The following is a 15,343-nucleotide window of genomic DNA, read 5'->3' as shown; positions in this document are numbered from 1 at the left end:
GCCTGGTGTCAGGCTCTCTATTTTAAAGGGGGGATGCAAATGAAAGAGGAGACATTTTATCTTGTCCGTGAAGATGTATTGCCCGATGCAATGAGAAAAACATTAGAAGTCAAAAAGCTGCTTGATCGAAAAAAAGCAGATTCAGTAGCAGATGCCGTTCAAAAGGTCGATTTAAGCAGAAGTGCGTTTTATAAATACAGGGATGCTGTTTTTCCATTCTACACCATGGTAAAAGAACAAATTATCACACTTTTCTTTCATTTAGAGGATAGGTCAGGTGCGTTATCTCAGCTTCTTCAGGCGGTAGCTGATTCTGGAAGCAACGTTCTTTCCATTCACCAGACGATTCCGCTTCAAGGCAGAGCAAATGTGACACTGTCTATCAGTACGTCGGCAATGGAAGAAGACATTCATACATTAATGAATAAGCTCAGGAAGTTTGATTTTGTAGAAAAGGTTGAAATATTAGGTTCAGGTGCATAAGGGAGAGAAAATCGTCATGAAAGTCGGTTATTTAGGTCCAGCAGCTACATTTACACATCTAGCAGTCAGTTCTTGTTTTCAAAACGGCGCCGAACATGTTGCTTACCGCACCATTCCGGAGTGTATAGATGCAGCCGTTTCAGGCGAAGTTGATTTTGCTTTTGTTCCTTTGGAAAATGCTTTAGAAGGATCTGTTAATCTAACAATAGACTATTTAATACATGAACAGCCCTTGCCAATCGTGGGTGAAATGACGTTGCCGATTCATCAGCACTTGCTCGTCCATCCCTCAAGAGAGAATGCATGGAAAGAGCTCGACAAAATTTACTCACATTCACACGCGATTGCGCAATGCCATAAATTTCTTCATCGACATTTTCCTTCCGTTCCATATGAATACGCCAATTCTACCGGGGCGGCAGCAAAGTTTGTCAGTGACCATCCCGAGCTGAATATCGGGGTCATTGCCAATGATATGGCAGCTTCTACATACGAATTAAAAATCGTGAAACGGGATATACAGGATTATAGGGACAATCATACAAGATTTGTTATCCTGTCCCCGGATGAAAACATATCTTTTGAAGTGAATTCAAAATTGAATTCCAGGCCGAAAACGACCTTAATGGTCATGCTTCCGCAGGATGATCAGTCGGGGGCGCTGCATAGAGTGCTGTCTGCATTTTCTTGGAGAAATTTAAACTTGTCAAAAATTGAGTCACGTCCGACTAAAACGGGATTAGGCCATTATTTCTTTATTATTGATATTGAGAAAGCGTTTGATAATGTATTGATTCCAGGGGCCATGCAGGAGCTTGAAGCGCTCGGCTGCAAAGTGAAGCTCCTGGGTGCATACCAGTCTTACCAATTATAAAAAAGCCCACTAGAGGGCTTTTTTTAGTCTTTAATTAAAATGCCGGCTTCTTCGAGGGCTTGGCAAGCTTGATCGATGCGATGTTCATCAGGTGCTGTCAGAGTATGCAGGTGCACGCCGTCGGTCAGCTGTGATAAGTAGGCAGCATTCGTAGAATTGATTTTTTTAATGAAATGGCTAACTTCTTTCCGGGTGCCTACTTGGATGGCTGCAGTTAAATCTCCATACACGGGATGCTCGATTTTTACGTCTTTTACTGTAACGCCTTCGTCGACGATGAGCTGCAGTTCCTCTTCTGTCCGTTCAGGACCGTGCAGACATGCTATGATTCTTTCTGCCTGCTGGTGCTGCTGAGCGGCTGCATCCATGTATACATACCCTTGGCTTGTGGCGATAATCGGTACATTTTTCGCTTTCAAGAGCGATATATCCTGTACAATAACCTGTCTTGAAACGTTCGCTTTTTTTGCGAGTTCTCCTCCTGTCAGCGGTGAATTAGATTCCTTCAGCCACAGAAGAAGCTGGTCACGCCTGTTGGCGCCCATTAGCTTTAATTCTTCGGTCAATATCAAATTCTCCTTTCTTTTGTTCCCAAAGCACTGTAAACGTATGTAATAACTGTTCCAGCTGTTCAGCTGTTGTATGCCTGCCAAAAGAGATGCGGATAAATTGCAGAGCTTCTTGTTCGGTTTTTCTTAATGCTTTCATTGTTTCAGAAGGACCGTGGTAACCCGCAGAACAAGCGCTGCCGGTTGAAATGCAAATATTACTCCGATTACATTCTAACATAACATATTGTCCTTCAAATGAGTGAAAAAAACACCCTATAATATGCGGAAGACATTCTGCTTGCGAAGTCTCTGCCGCAAGGGTTACAGGGAGAGACCGAATACGGATTTGGTCTAGAAAGTAAGTTCTTAATGCCTCATTGCGGGATATCTGTTTTTCCATTTCGCTTACGATCAATTCTGCAGCGGCAGTGAAGGCACCGATCCCGGGAACATTTACGGTGCCGGCTCTGAATCCGTATTCGTGAGTAGTCAGAGGATAAACGGGTTTCCAAGGGACATCCGGCCGGATATAGACCGCCCCTACTCCTTTAGGACCGTGGATTTTATGGCCGGACATTGAGAGTGCATCTACTCCCAGATTTTTTGTATTGATCGGGATCTTTCCAAACGTTTGAACAGCGTCGCTATGAAGAAGAATCCCCTTATTGTGCAGGTATGAAGACAGGCGTTGAATGGGCTGAATGATCCCGGTTTCAGAATTTGCATGCTGAATAGATACAAGGCCTGTTTCCGGCCGGATATGAGCTAGTAATATTTCCTCGGTAATAAGCCCGTATTCATTCGGTTCAATGACTGTTACATCATATCCCTGCTGTTCCAAAAAAGCAGCGCAATTGTGAATGGACTGATGCTCCATGGCAGTCGTAATAAAATGTCTTTTCGTTTTTGGCAGGCCGTTTAGCAATGATTGAATGGCCAGAAAGTTGGATTCAGTGCCGCCGCTTGTAAAATAGATGCCGCTTGCTTCTCCGCCAATGATGTTGGCGATTTTTTTACGGCAGTACTCCAGTATGTGCTTTGCTTTTCCTCCTGCATCATGCAGGCTGCTGGCATTTCCGTACATATCCATACTAAGCTTCTGATATACAGTAAGGGCTTCCTCACAAATAGGCGTTGTCGCTGCATAATCTAAATAAATCATCCGGTCTTCCTCCATCCGTTCTCCATAAAAAACTCTTGAGTTTATTTTATCCTTGTGTAAATATAGGTGTCAAGACAGGTGTAAACAACAGGAGGATGGCATATGTCTAAAAAGACGATTGCAGTCATCGGTTTAGGGGCGGCGGCACTTTCCTTAGCTGCAGCTTTCCCGCCCTCATACGAAGTGACTGTTATCACAAAAAAAAGCGTCAAAAACAGCAATTCTGTCTATGCACAAGGCGGGATTGCTGCGGCCTATGCAAAAGATGACTCGATTGAAGCCCATCTGAAGGATACGTTATACGCAGGGTGCGGCCATAATAATCTAGCTATTGCAGCAGACATTTTACATGATGGAAAAATGATGGTTCAAAGCCTATTGGAGCGTGGGTTTCCATTCGACCGCAATGAACGAGGCTGTGTTTGTCTTGGAAGAGAAGGGGCCCACTCATACAACCGCATATTTCATGCAGGCGGAGATGCAACAGGCAGGCTGCTTATCGATTATTTGCTCAAACGGATCAACAGCAAAATCAAGTTAATCGAGAATGAAATGGCAGCAGATTTGCTTATAGAGGACGGACGATGTATCGGCGTCATGACAAAAGACAGCAAAGGGCGGCTCAAGGTAAGGCACGCAGACGAAGTTGTGCTGGCTGCCGGCGGCTGTGGAAACCTGTTTCTTCACCATACGAATGATCCCACTGTCACAGGTGACGGTCTTTCTCTGGCTTACCGGGCCGGGGCGGAATTAACGGATTTGGAGTTTACTCAGTTTCACCCGACACTGCTTGTGAAAAATGGTGTTTCCTACGGGCTTGTTTCAGAAGCTGTCAGAGGGGAAGGCGGCTGTTTAGTAGACGAAAACGGCCGCAGGATTATGGCTGAACGGCATCCTTTAGGTGACCTGGCTCCAAGAGATATTGTCTCACGGGTTATTCACGAAGAAATGGCAAAAGGAAATTGCGTTTATATAGACTTCAGTGCGATTTCTGATTTTGAAACTCGTTTCCCTACCATCACTGCTATTTGTGAAAAAGCAGGGGTTGATATTCACAGCGGAAAAATTCCTGTTGCTCCGGGAATGCATTTCTTAATGGGAGGTGTTTCAGTTAATCGCTGGGGAGAAACGACAGTGCCGGGGCTTTATGCGATTGGCGAGACAGCATGCTCCGGTTTACATGGAGCAAACCGGCTTGCAAGCAATTCTTTATTGGAAGCGCTGGTATTTGGAAAAAGGGCAGCAGAGCATATTATCCAAAAATCGGTTTATAACAGGCAATATCAATCAAGGCTAGAAACCAGTGTCGTCTACGAGGTGCCGGATATTGAGATGCATGAACTGCAAAGCAAAATGACAAGCCACATGTCTATTCTGCGGGAACAAAGCAGTTTGATTGAGCTTAGCATCTGGCTTCATACGCTGCCTTTTCAGGAAGTAAATGTGAAGGATATCACAATTCGGCAGATGGAACTTTCTCATCTATGGCAAACTGCAAAGCTGATGACGTTTTCTGCGCTTTTGCGGGAGGAAAGCAGAGGGGCTCACTTCCGCACCGATTTTCCTCATGCTGAGGTGAGCTGGCAAGGAAGTCAAATTGTCCATACAAAAAAAGGAACGAAGATCAGAAAAAACGAGGGGATTTGGAACAATGAATCATTTACAGCTGAAAAAATTACTGAATCACTTTTTTCTTGAGGATATTGGGACAGGGGATCTTACATCGCAGTCTATTTTTGGAGAACAGAGCTGTGAAGCGGAGATTGTTGCAAAGTCAGAGGGTATTTTTGCAGGAGCAGCGATCATAAAAGAAGGCTTTTCGTTATTGGACGAAAATGCTCAAATCATTTTGCACAAAAAAGATGGGGACATGTTGCATAAAGGTGAAGTGATTGCCGAGTTACACGGTCCCGCAGCTGCGCTCCTATCAGGAGAGCGGGTCGTATTAAATCTTATTCAGAGGCTGTCAGGAATTGCGACAATGACAAGAGAGGCTGTTCGGTGTCTGGATGATGAACAGATTAAAATTTGTGACACGAGAAAAACAACACCGGGGCTCAGAATGCTGGAGAAATATGCTGTCAGAGCCGGCGGCGGGTATAATCATCGATTCGGTTTGTATGACGGCATCATGATTAAAGATAATCATATCGCAGCATGCGGTTCTATTTTAGAGGCGTGCAAAAAAGCCCGTCAGGCCGCGGGGCACATGGTAAATATCGAGGTGGAAATTGAAACGGAGGAACAGCTGCGGGAAGCAATTGCAGCTGGAGCGGGTGTTATTATGTTTGACAACTGTCCGCCTGATACGGTCCGTCATTTTGCAAAGCTCACACCGGATCATATAAAAACTGAAGCCTCCGGCGGGATTACGTTAGAATCTTTGCCTGCTTTTAAAGGGACGGGTGTGAATTATATTTCATTAGGCTTTCTGACTCATTCCGTCAAAAGTTTAGATATCAGCATGGATGTTACGTTATCAAATGAATCTGTGGAGGAATGCCGTTATGTCAATTCTTGATGTGATCAAACAATCGAATGATATGATGCCCGAAAGTTATAAAGAACTATCGAGAAAGGATATGGAAACGCGCGTTGCCGCCATTAAGAAAAAGTTCGGCAGCAGGCTCTTTATACCAGGCCATCATTATCAAAAGGATGAAGTGATACAATTTGCTGACCAAACAGGCGACTCTCTGCAATTGGCCCAAGTAGCGGAAAAAAACAAAGAAGCGGATTATATCGTATTTTGCGGCGTTCACTTTATGGCAGAAACCGCCGATATGCTGACAAGCGAGCGGCAAACGGTCGTCCTGCCAGATATGAGAGCTGGATGTTCTATGGCTGACATGGCTGACATGCAGCAGACCAATAGGGCATGGAAGAAGCTTCAGCATATATTTGGAGATACGATCATACCTTTAACTTATGTGAACTCCACTGCGGAGATCAAGGCATTCGTTGGAAAGCATGGCGGAGCAACTGTGACTTCTTCGAATGCGAAAAAAGTGCTTGAATGGGCGTTTACACAGAAAAAAAGAATTTTATTTTTGCCTGATCAGCATTTAGGGAGAAATACGGCTTATGATCTGGGCATTGCGCTTGAAGATATGGCTGTGTGGGACCCGATGAAAGATGAATTAGTAGCTGAATCCGGGCATACGAATGTGAAAGTGATTTTGTGGAAAGGGCATTGCTCTGTTCACGAGAAATTCACCACTAAAAATATCCATGATATGAGAGAGCGAGACCCCGACATTCAGATCATTGTGCACCCGGAATGTTCACACGAAGTCGTGACACTAAGCGATGATAACGGATCAACGAAATATATTATCGACACAATCAACCAGGCTCCGGCGGGAAGCAAGTGGGCAATCGGGACAGAAATGAATCTTGTTCAGCGGATCATTCACGAGCATCCAGATAAACAAATCGAATCACTTAACCCTGACATGTGCCCTTGCCTGACAATGAACCGAATTGATTTGCCGCATTTGTTGTGGTCGCTGGAACAAATTGAAAAAGGAGAACCTTCAGGCGTCATCAAGGTGCCAAAAGCCATTCAGGAAGATGCACTCCTTGCCCTGAATCGAATGCTTTCGATCACGTAGATCAGAAATATTTTCCCTTCCTTTACTCATAACTTCTTTTGTTCAGGCATATGTTGTGAAGAAACATATTGTAATCACAGCTGAACTGTTCACGTTTTGCATAGGAGGGGAAAACGTTGAAAATCCATATCGTTCAAAAAGGCGATTCGCTCTGGAAAATAGCTGAAAAGTACGGAGTCGATGTTGAGGAAGTGAAAAAACTCAATACACAGCTTAGCAATCCAGACTTAATCATGCCTGGAATGAAAATAAAAGTGCCGTCAGAAGGAGTCCCGGTCAGAAAAGAGCCAAAAGCGGGCAAAAGTCCTGCGGCCGGGAGTGTGAAGCAAGAACATCCATATGCGAAAGAGAAGCCTAAATCCGTTGTCGATGTAGAAGACACAAAGCCGAAAGAAAAGAAGTCCATGCCGTATGTCCCGCCGATGCCTAATTTGCAGGAAAATGTGTACCCTGAAGCTGATGTGAACGATTATTATGATATGAAACAGCTTTTCCAGCCTTGGTCGCCTCCTAAACCGGAGGAGCCGAAAAAACATCATGACGGAAATATGGATCATATGTATCATATGCAAGACCAATTTCCACAACAGGAGGCTATGAGTAATATGGAAAATGCAAATTATCCGAATATGCCTAATATGCCAAAGGCGCCAGAGGTAGGCGGTATAGAAGAGGAAAACGTTCATCACACAGTTCCGAATATGCCGATGCCGGCTGTTCAGCCTTATTATCATTATCCGGCTCATTTCGTACCGTGTCCGGTGCCTGTTTCGCCAATTCTTCCAGGATCAGGATTATGCTATCCGTACTATCCGGCACAAGCTTATCCAATGCATCCGATGCATGGATACCAGCCAGGCTTTGTATCGCCTCAGTATGACCCGGGTTATGAAAACCAGCATCATGAAAACACCCATCACGGACATTACGGTTCATACGGTGCGCCGCATTACGCATCTCCGGCTTATGGATCTCCGTATGGACATATGCCGTATGGCCCTTATTACGGCACTCCCCAAGTAATGGGAGCATACCAGCCTGCTGCGGCTCATGGTTACATGCCGTACAAAGATCATGACGACTGCGGCTGTGACGGTGATCATCAGCCATATTTCTCTGCGCCTGGCCATTCGGGAATGGGAGCTTACGGAAGCCCTAATATGCCATATGGCACAGCTAACCCAAATCCAAACCCATATTCGGCAGGAGTTTCTATGCCAATGACGAACCAGCCTTCTGTAAACCAAATGTTTGGCCGGCCGGAAGAAGAAAATGAGTGATCGTTCGGAACGATGTAAATCGTTCCTTTTTTTATTTTCAAGCAGATCACTGCCAAATGGAGAGAACTGACACGCTTAACATGCCCCCCATACGCACATGATAAAAGCGAGCAAACTTGCTCAATTCGTCCACGGGGGGTTTTTCCATTGGGTAAAAAAATGACGATCGCTAGCCTGATTCTAATGACAGCCGGCTTAACAGCATGCGGAGCAAACGATAATGCTATGAATGATACGCGCAATAACGGCAATACCCGTCCAATCGGATATTATTCAAATGAAAATGACGCCGATAGACAGGGAGACGGAATCGACCACGATGGTCCTGTTTCTGAATTAATGGAGGATCAGAACGACGGTAACCGAAACACCACGAATGTAAATAACCGTGACCGTGTTACTGCTGACGATCGTGTTCCTTTGGCAACTGACGGAACATATAACAACACGAATAACCGAAACATGAATCGGAATGCAGCGAACAACGGGTATGACAACCAAGAAAACAGAAGACTGGCTGCAAAAATTGCCAACCGTGTGAAACAAGTGAAAAACGTCAATGACACACAAGTTATGGTATCGGATGCCCGAGTAGTTATCGCAGTCAAAAGCCACAGAGAGTTCACAAAGTCTGACAGAGATAATGTCGTAAAAGCAGCGCGCAACTATGCAAATGGCCGTGATGTCCAAGTATCAACAGATAAAGGGCTGTTCAGAAAACTTCATAAAATGAACAACCGCTAGGAAGGAAGGGCTGCCGGAAGTGATATTCGGCAGCCTTTTTCTTTGCATCAGCGAACAATTCCCATTAAAGTGTACATAGAAAATGTAAAAGAAGGTGAAAACATGGCAGGCCATTCCAAGTGGAAAAACATTCAAAAAAGAAAAAATGCACAGGATGCAAAGCGCGGGAAAATATTTATGAAGCTGGCAAAAGAAATCTATGTGGCAGCGAAAGAAGGCGGAGCGGATCCAGAAGCAAATTCAGCATTGCGTCTTGTCATCGAAAAAGCAAAAGGCGCCAATATGCCGAATGAAAATATAGATCGGGCCATTAAAAAAGCTGCGGGAGGCCAAGACGGAAGCAGCTATGAAGAAATCACCTATGAAGGCTACGGCCCTTCAGGGATTGCCGTCATGGTTGAATGCGTAACAGATAATAAAAACCGAACGGCGTCAAATGTGCGGACAGCCTTTAATAAAAATGGCGGAAGTCTGGGAGAAAGCGGATGTGTAGCCTTTTTATTTGAACGAAAGGGGTTCATTACGATAGACCGTACTGAACGGCAAATAGAAGAAGATGAGCTCATGCTTGATGTGCTTGAAGCAGGAGGAGAAGAGCTGCGAACTGAAGAAGACCTATATGAGGTTTTCACAGAGCTTGAGCATTTTGAAGAGGTGAAAACAGCCCTCGAATCGAAATATCTAATTTCTTCGGCGGAGGTGACCATGCTTCCCAATACCTATGCAGAAGCCGATGATCAGGCTGTTGAGAAGCTGGAAACATTAATAGACGTCCTTGAAGATGACGATGATGTTCAAGAAGTGTATACAAACTATCGCTCATAAAAAACCGGCACGATGTCATATCGGGCCGGTTTTAGTATGTTCAGGAGACACGTTCACTTTCATGAGTGTATTCTTTCTCCCAGAAATCAGCGTTTTTGATACCCAGCGCTTTTGGATCAAAGACCGGGTCTAAGCCCTGCTTCTTTTGGCGCTCATAATCCTTTAAAGCAAGAAGCGCCGGTTTGGCAAGCAGCACAATGGCAATGACGTTCAGCCATACCATAATGCCAAGCCCTGCATCCCCTAATGCCCAAGCAAGTGAAGCTGTTTTCACAGTACCATAGAACGTGGCGGCTAAAATAATCAGTTTTAAGCCAAGCATCGCCCATTTGCTTTCTCTGCCTCGTGCTAAATAGGCGATATTTGTTTCTGCGATGTAGTAATACGCCATAATTGTTGTAAAAGCGAAGAAGAATAAAGCGATGGCAACAAAGCCTGCACCGAATCCAGGCAGAACACTGTCAATTGCCGCTTGTGTGAAACCAGGTCCTGCTTCTACGCCTTTAAGCTGGTGAACGATAAAGGAACCATCTGCAGCCTGGGTATTGTACATGCCGGTAAACAAGATCATGAAAGCTGTAGCGGAACATACAAACAAGGTGTCAATATAAACAGAAAATGCCTGAACCAGTCCCTGCTTGACCGGATGAGAAACCTCTGCAGCAGCTGCCGGATGCGGGCCTGTTCCCTGGCCGGCTTCGTTTGAATAAATGCCACGTTTAACGCCCCAGGAAATCGCCATGCCGATCAAGCCGCCAAAAGCGGAATCCAATGCAAAGGCGCTTTTGAATATTAATGAGATCACAGCAGGCAATTCAGACACATTCATGACAATAATAATCAAAGACAGCAGGATATATCCAATGGCCATAAATGGAACAATCATTTGCGCCGCATTGGCAATTCGTTTGACGCCGCCAAAAATAATGAACCCTAATAATAAAACCAGACCACACCCTGTGACGAAAGGAGAGATGCCGAATGCATTTTGGATCCCAGCCGCAATGGAGTTGGACTGTACGCCCGGCATTAGAAAGGCCATTGCAATAAGGGCAGCAGCGGCAAATAAGACGGCAAACCACTTAATGCCTAAGCCTTTTTCTATATAATAAGCAGGGCCGCCCCGATATTGACCGTCTTGTTTCACTTTGTAAATTTGAGCAAGCGTTGATTCTACAAAGGCACTCGCCGCCCCGATAAAGGCAATCGCCCACATCCAGAACACTGCACCGGGTCCGCCGAATGCAATTGCTGTCGCCACTCCCGCGATGTTTCCTGTGCCCACACGGCCGGACAGCGCAATCGATAACGCTTGGAAAGATGAAACGCCGGCTTCAGAGCTCTTGCCTTTGAACATCTGAACAATCATTTCTTTTAAATGTCGGACTTGTAAAAAACGGGTCATAATTGAAAAGGCGAATCCAATTCCCAATAAAATATAAATGACGGGCGTACTCCATAAGACCGCATTCAAACTAGTAACAAAATCTGCCATCAAGCTTCCCCCTCACTTCAAATTCGAATACATGTATAAAAAGGATTTTGGTCTAAACGAACTATTTCTACAATCGATTTGTCACATTATATGACCTGTAATTATCAATAAGAAGAGGAAGGGAAAAAGAAAAAACGCGGCGTATCGACTACGCTGCGTTTTTCTACAGAGGCAAACTTATGGCAATTGTTATAAAATCCTTCAGCAACAAATAGCCTAGTTCAGTCAAACCGTATATAAAGGATAAAGCAATCACAAAATGATTGAAATGCTTTTCATCATTTGTTCCGTTCATCTTATTCATGTTTCATCACCTCACTGACGCCTGCCTGCGGCGGTTCTTCACGGATCCAATGATCATCTTTTCGCCAATCATACGTTTCATCAGTATCAAGATGTAAAGTCTGATTGCCGATTTTCACTGTATTGTGATTGACCCACGTCACTGCTGGGCGGCTGTCCGGGTAATTCCAGTAGATTGTTCTCTTGACAAGTGTTTTTTCATTTACAAGTTCACCTCTGGCTGCATCTAAGCTCAAGGTGTTTTCGGATACATAAGTGTTTAACGTATAGCTGCCGTCCGGCGATTCAACCGATTGGACGAGATTGCCTTTCGGAACGTTTTTTAGTGAAAATAACATCCAATAGATGGCGCCGCCGAAGAAGACCAGCAGGGCAAACATAATAAGCGGGATGTTGCTGCGTGTCTTAATGTGACTCTCTCCCTTTTTTTCTCTCATTTTACTATATATCGGATTCATATGATCTTTACATTTCTTTAAAATTACCTTAATAAAGCAATGATAAGATGAAATAAAGCCAATAAAGGGTGAGGGGAGACAGAAATGGAAAAAACGTATTGTCATTCCGGCGAGAAGGACCCAGAAGCGGTCTACTTAACTGTGAGAGGCTATCGAATTAAGCTGTCGCCTGAACAAATGAAACTGATTTCTGCCGTCAGAAAGTAAAAAATACATGATAAAGGCAGCCGCTTGTGCGGCTGCCTTTTTGATTTAAGAATATTTTCTTTTCCGCTGTGCGAAATGCTTTTGAAACCAATCTTTCTTATATAAAAATGCGATGATCTCCAGCCAAAAACCCGGAATCTTTTTGGGGAATATCGGTTTTTTGTAGAGTGCATGATATGCGGATTTTAAGTCGTCCCACTGCGTGCATGTTTTTGTTTGCTCAAATCTCGCAACATCAATCACCCGCACCGCCCCGGTTTCTGTCAATATCAGATTCCGCAAATGAATATCTGACGGGTTCAGTCCGGCTGCCCGGGCGTCAGAAAGCGCTTCTTCAACCTGCTGAATCATGTCATCACTGATTGCAATGCCTTTCTTCAGACAGTTATAAAAGGTTTCACCTTTAATATATTCCATGAGAATAAATGAATCGCCAGTTTCGTAAATGTCAGGATAGAATGCGGACCCGGCTAATTTTTCATAGATCGCTGCTTCTTTGACTGCTGTCGCTTGATATTCCGGAAAAAATACTTTCAGCGCCATTTTTCGACCGCCTTCTGTTAAGGCAAACACATAGGCGCTTCTTCCCTTGCCGATTAGTGTTAATTCCTCGGATTTCTCTTTGACTTTATCAAATCTGCTGTTCTTGCGGTATATGACGGAATGGGCCAGTGCCTCTGCTTTTGTCAGCATTTCATTCACCTTCTTTGCTCTATTTTATGCAGCTGTTTATAGGAAAATCATAAACTGTTCAGGAAAAAGAGCCTAATTCTAGTGTATCTGGTCTTGAAGAAGAAGGCTACTTATAAGCATGAATTGTGATAAAAGAGACATAGAACGTTTAATTTCCATTCTTGAAAAGCGCTTACAAATGGGATAGTATTAATTTTAAATAAAGCGCTTTCGTGAATGATCAAGGGGGAAGAAGCCATGACAAAACAGATTGTGACAGGGATTATCGGTGCAGGCCGCATCGGCAAACTTCATGTTCAAAATATAAGCCGGATTCCTCACATGAAAATAAAAGCAGTCTCTGACATTCAGGCAAGCCGTATAAAAAGCTGGGCCGACAGTCATCAGATTGAATACATAACCTCTGATTATCGTGATTTATTACATGATCCTGATATTGATGCTATTTTTATTTGCTCTCCTACAGCCGTACATGCACAGATGATCAAAGAAGCAGCCGAGGCGAAAAAGCATATATTTTGTGAGAAGCCCGTTAGTTTCTCTCTGGACGAAACGAGTGAAGCGCTTGCGGCTGTCCGGAAACACGGGGTAACACTTCAAGTCGGATTTAACCGCCGCTTTGATCCTCATTTTAAGAAAATCAAAACGATTGTTGAAAATGGTGAAATCGGCACACCTCATTTATTAAGAATCACGTCCCGGGACCCAGAACCGCCGAATATAGATTATGTCCGTACGTCAGGCGGATTGTTTATGGATATGTCGATCCATGATTTTGATATGGCCAGATATATTATGGGAAGCGAAGTGACGGAAGTGTATGCCAAAGGGGCGGCTTTGGTGAATCCTTCTTTTGCGGAACTGGGTGATATTGATACAGCTGTTATTACACTGACTTTTGAAAACGGTGCCATGGCTGTGATTGATAACAGCCGCCAAGCTGTGTACGGATATGACCAGCGGGTTGAGGTTTTCGGGACGAAAGGCTCTGCAGCGGCTGACAATAGCAGGCCGACAACGGTTGAGGTGTCAACAGCTGATTTTGTGATGAAGGATAAACCGCATTTCTTTTTCCTTGAACGCTATAAGGATTCATATGAGGAGGAGATTCTCCGTTTTGCAGAAGCGATCGGCACAAACCAGGAGACTCCCTGCACCGGCAATGACGGTTTTCAGGCCGGAAGGATCGCCAGAGCAGCACAGCAATCGCTTGCTTTTGGCATGCCTGTCAGCATTGAGCACACTGAAAAAATCGCTTTTTAATCTAACAGGATTACAATTCAGCAAGCTTGGGTATATACTCCATTGATACTTTAAGTAGGCGGTGGAGAAAATGAATACAGTACATGCTAAAGGAAATGTTTTGAACAAAATCGGAATTCCTTCTCACATGGTTTGGGGTTATATTGGCGTTGTCATCTTTATGGTTGGAGACGGCCTCGAACAAGGCTGGCTGTCTCCTTTTCTCGTTGATCATGGTCTCAGTATGCAGCAATCCGCATCGTTATTTACCATGTACGGCATTGCTGTCACCATCTCAGCTTGGCTTTCAGGAACGTTTGTCCAAACTTGGGGGCCGAGAAAAACGATGACTGTCGGATTGCTTGCATTTATCCTCGGTTCGGCCGCTTTTATCGGCTGGGCGATTCCTCATATGTATTATCCGGCTCTCTTGGGCAGCTATGCTCTTAGAGGCTTGGGATATCCGCTGTTTGCATACTCTTTTCTCGTATGGGTGTCATACAGCACCTCTCAAAATATTCTCGGAAAAGCCGTCGGCTGGTTTTGGTTTATGTTTACGTGCGGCCTTAACGTGCTCGGCCCGTTCTATTCCAGCTATGCGGTTCCGGCCTTTGGAGAAATCAATACGCTTTGGAGCGCTTTACTGTTTGTGGCGGCAGGCGGATTTCTGGCCTTATTTTTTAACAAAGATAAATTTACTCCGATACAAAAACAAGATCAGCCGAAATGGAAAGAGCTGTCCAAGGCATTTACAATTATGTTTGAAAATCCTAAGGTCGGCATCGGCGGAGTGGTCAAGACGATTAATGCGATAGGACAATTTGGATTTGCCATCTTTCTTCCTACTTATTTAGCACGATACGGGTATTCGGTTTCGGAATGGCTGCAAATATGGGGGACGCTGTTTTTTGTGAATATTGTGTTTAATATCATTTTCGGTGCAGTCGGAGATAAACTTGGCTGGCGCAATACGGTCATGTGGTTTGGCGGTGTCGGATGCGGTATTTTTACGCTGGCGCTGTATTACACGCCTCAGCTGATCGGGCATCAGTATTGGGTGCTCATGATTATCGCCTGCTGCTACGGCGCGGCTTTAGCAGGGTACGTCCCATTAAGCGCGCTTTTGCCGACGCTTGCACCTGATAATAAAGGTGCTGCCATGTCAGTGTTGAATTTGGGATCTGGTTTATGTGCGTTTATCGCGCCGGGCATCGTGAGTCTTTTCATTGGGCCGCTCGGTGCAGGCGGCGTGATTTGGATCTTTGCGGCATTGTATTTTTTCAGTGGCTTTCTGACGCGATTCTTGACAATTTCTGAGCAAAGCACAGATGTGTATACGGAGGAACGGTTTGTCAGGGAAAATGTGCAGACAAATTTTGATAAAACGGTTAAGCAGTAGCCTCTTTGGTCAA

At 44.5% G+C, this 15,343-nt stretch carries 17 protein-coding genes and 1 pseudogene; 11 read left to right on the top strand and 7 right to left on the bottom strand.

Annotated elements, in window-relative coordinates; translation table 11 throughout:
• Positions 1–39: 39 nt before the first annotated feature.
• Together thrR and pheA are read left to right on the top strand one after the other, a co-directional pair.
• Positions 40–483, top strand: a complete 444-nt coding sequence (gene thrR, locus NYE53_RS13810; RefSeq protein ID WP_003222630.1) for a transcriptional regulator ThrR — start codon at positions 40–42, stop codon at positions 481–483.
• Positions 484–499: 16 nt separating this feature from the next.
• A complete protein-coding gene (gene pheA / locus NYE53_RS13805; RefSeq protein WP_339245185.1) occupies positions 500–1,357 on the top strand; it encodes a prephenate dehydratase in 858 nt (285 codons plus the stop codon).
• Positions 1,358–1,380: 23 nt separating this feature from the next.
• Here the strand turns inward: pheA and NYE53_RS13800 are convergent, their stop codons facing one another.
• A complete protein-coding gene (locus tag NYE53_RS13800; RefSeq protein ID WP_339245183.1) occupies positions 1,381–1,923 on the bottom strand; it encodes a transcription repressor NadR in 543 nt (180 codons plus the stop codon).
• On the bottom strand, positions 1,883–3,070 hold the full coding sequence (nifS, locus tag NYE53_RS13795) for a cysteine desulfurase NifS (protein ID WP_339245179.1): 1,188 nt from the start codon (positions 3,068–3,070) through the stop codon (positions 1,883–1,885). Before nifS ends, NYE53_RS13800 begins: the two co-directional genes overlap by 41 nt.
• 102 nt (positions 3,071–3,172) lie before the next feature.
• On the opposite strand from nifS, the gene nadB reads away from it, so the two are divergent.
• From nadB to NYE53_RS13765, 6 genes are all read left to right on the top strand, one after another.
• On the top strand, positions 3,173–4,768 hold the full coding sequence (nadB, locus tag NYE53_RS13790; RefSeq protein WP_339245177.1) for an L-aspartate oxidase: 1,596 nt from the start codon (positions 3,173–3,175) through the stop codon (positions 4,766–4,768).
• Entirely contained in the window at positions 4,722–5,591 is an 870-nt protein-coding gene (nadC, locus tag NYE53_RS13785) for a carboxylating nicotinate-nucleotide diphosphorylase (protein WP_339245174.1), read from the top strand. The genes nadB and nadC overlap by 47 nt, the downstream gene beginning before the upstream one ends.
• Positions 5,578–6,684, top strand: a complete 1,107-nt coding sequence (nadA, locus tag NYE53_RS13780; RefSeq protein WP_101502146.1) for a quinolinate synthase NadA — start codon at positions 5,578–5,580, stop codon at positions 6,682–6,684. Before nadC ends, nadA begins: the two co-directional genes overlap by 14 nt.
• A 116-nt stretch (positions 6,685–6,800) precedes the next feature.
• A complete protein-coding gene (gene safA, locus NYE53_RS13775) occupies positions 6,801–7,964 on the top strand; it encodes a spore coat assembly protein SafA (protein WP_339245171.1) in 1,164 nt (387 codons plus the stop codon).
• A 147-nt stretch (positions 7,965–8,111) separates the two neighbouring features.
• Positions 8,112–8,708, top strand: a complete 597-nt coding sequence (sgpA, locus tag NYE53_RS13770) for a spore germination protein SgpA (RefSeq protein WP_339245168.1) — start codon at positions 8,112–8,114, stop codon at positions 8,706–8,708.
• Positions 8,709–8,810: 102 nt separating this feature from the next.
• The gene (locus NYE53_RS13765) at positions 8,811–9,533 is read left to right on the top strand and encodes a YebC/PmpR family DNA-binding transcriptional regulator (RefSeq protein WP_339248553.1); all 723 of its coding nucleotides are present in this window, start codon (positions 8,811–8,813) and stop codon (positions 9,531–9,533) included.
• 40 nt (positions 9,534–9,573) lie between these two features.
• Here the strand turns inward: NYE53_RS13765 and NYE53_RS13760 are convergent, their stop codons facing one another.
• The 4 genes and pseudogenes from NYE53_RS13760 to NYE53_RS13745 all read right to left on the bottom strand — a co-directional run.
• Positions 9,574–11,028, bottom strand: coding sequence for an alanine/glycine:cation symporter family protein (locus NYE53_RS13760; RefSeq protein WP_339245166.1), 1,455 nt, complete (start codon positions 11,026–11,028; stop codon positions 9,574–9,576).
• A gap of 163 nt (positions 11,029–11,191) precedes the next feature.
• Positions 11,192–11,332: a hypothetical protein gene (locus NYE53_RS13755; protein WP_004398683.1), complete on the bottom strand. Its 141-nt coding sequence runs from the start codon at positions 11,330–11,332 to the stop codon at positions 11,192–11,194.
• Positions 11,325–11,711 (bottom strand): DUF5412 family protein, encoded by a 387-nt coding sequence (locus NYE53_RS13750; RefSeq protein WP_339248550.1) that lies wholly within the window; start codon positions 11,709–11,711, stop codon positions 11,325–11,327. The genes NYE53_RS13755 and NYE53_RS13750 overlap by 8 nt, the downstream gene beginning before the upstream one ends.
• Before the next feature lie 3 nt (positions 11,712–11,714).
• Positions 11,715–11,789, bottom strand: a pseudogene (locus NYE53_RS13745) (hypothetical protein); the annotation flags it as partial.
• Between the two features lie 84 nt (positions 11,790–11,873).
• Here NYE53_RS13745 and NYE53_RS13740 point away from each other — a divergent pair.
• Complete coding sequence (locus NYE53_RS13740; protein WP_003229707.1) at positions 11,874–11,996, top strand: hypothetical protein; 123 nt, start codon at positions 11,874–11,876, stop codon at positions 11,994–11,996.
• 45 nt (positions 11,997–12,041) lie between these two features.
• On the opposite strand, the gene NYE53_RS13735 is transcribed toward NYE53_RS13740, so the two are convergent.
• Entirely contained in the window at positions 12,042–12,689 is a 648-nt protein-coding gene (locus tag NYE53_RS13735) for a phosphotransferase (RefSeq protein ID WP_024572252.1), read from the bottom strand.
• A 237-nt stretch (positions 12,690–12,926) separates the two neighbouring features.
• Between NYE53_RS13735 and iolG the strand changes: the two genes are divergently transcribed.
• A complete protein-coding gene (iolG, locus tag NYE53_RS13730) occupies positions 12,927–13,952 on the top strand; it encodes an inositol 2-dehydrogenase (protein WP_339245164.1) in 1,026 nt (341 codons plus the stop codon).
• Between the two features lie 70 nt (positions 13,953–14,022).
• A complete protein-coding gene (locus NYE53_RS13725; RefSeq protein ID WP_339245161.1) occupies positions 14,023–15,330 on the top strand; it encodes an MFS transporter in 1,308 nt (435 codons plus the stop codon).
• The last annotated feature ends 13 nt before the right edge of the window (positions 15,331–15,343 follow it).

The organism is Bacillus sp. FSL R5-0523, from assembly GCF_037975295.1.
GTDB classification, from domain to species: Bacteria; Bacillota; Bacilli; order Bacillales; family Bacillaceae; genus Bacillus; species Bacillus subtilis.
Note: the sequence above shows the minus strand (reverse complement) of the source record. Positions and strands in the feature narration are given on the sequence as shown.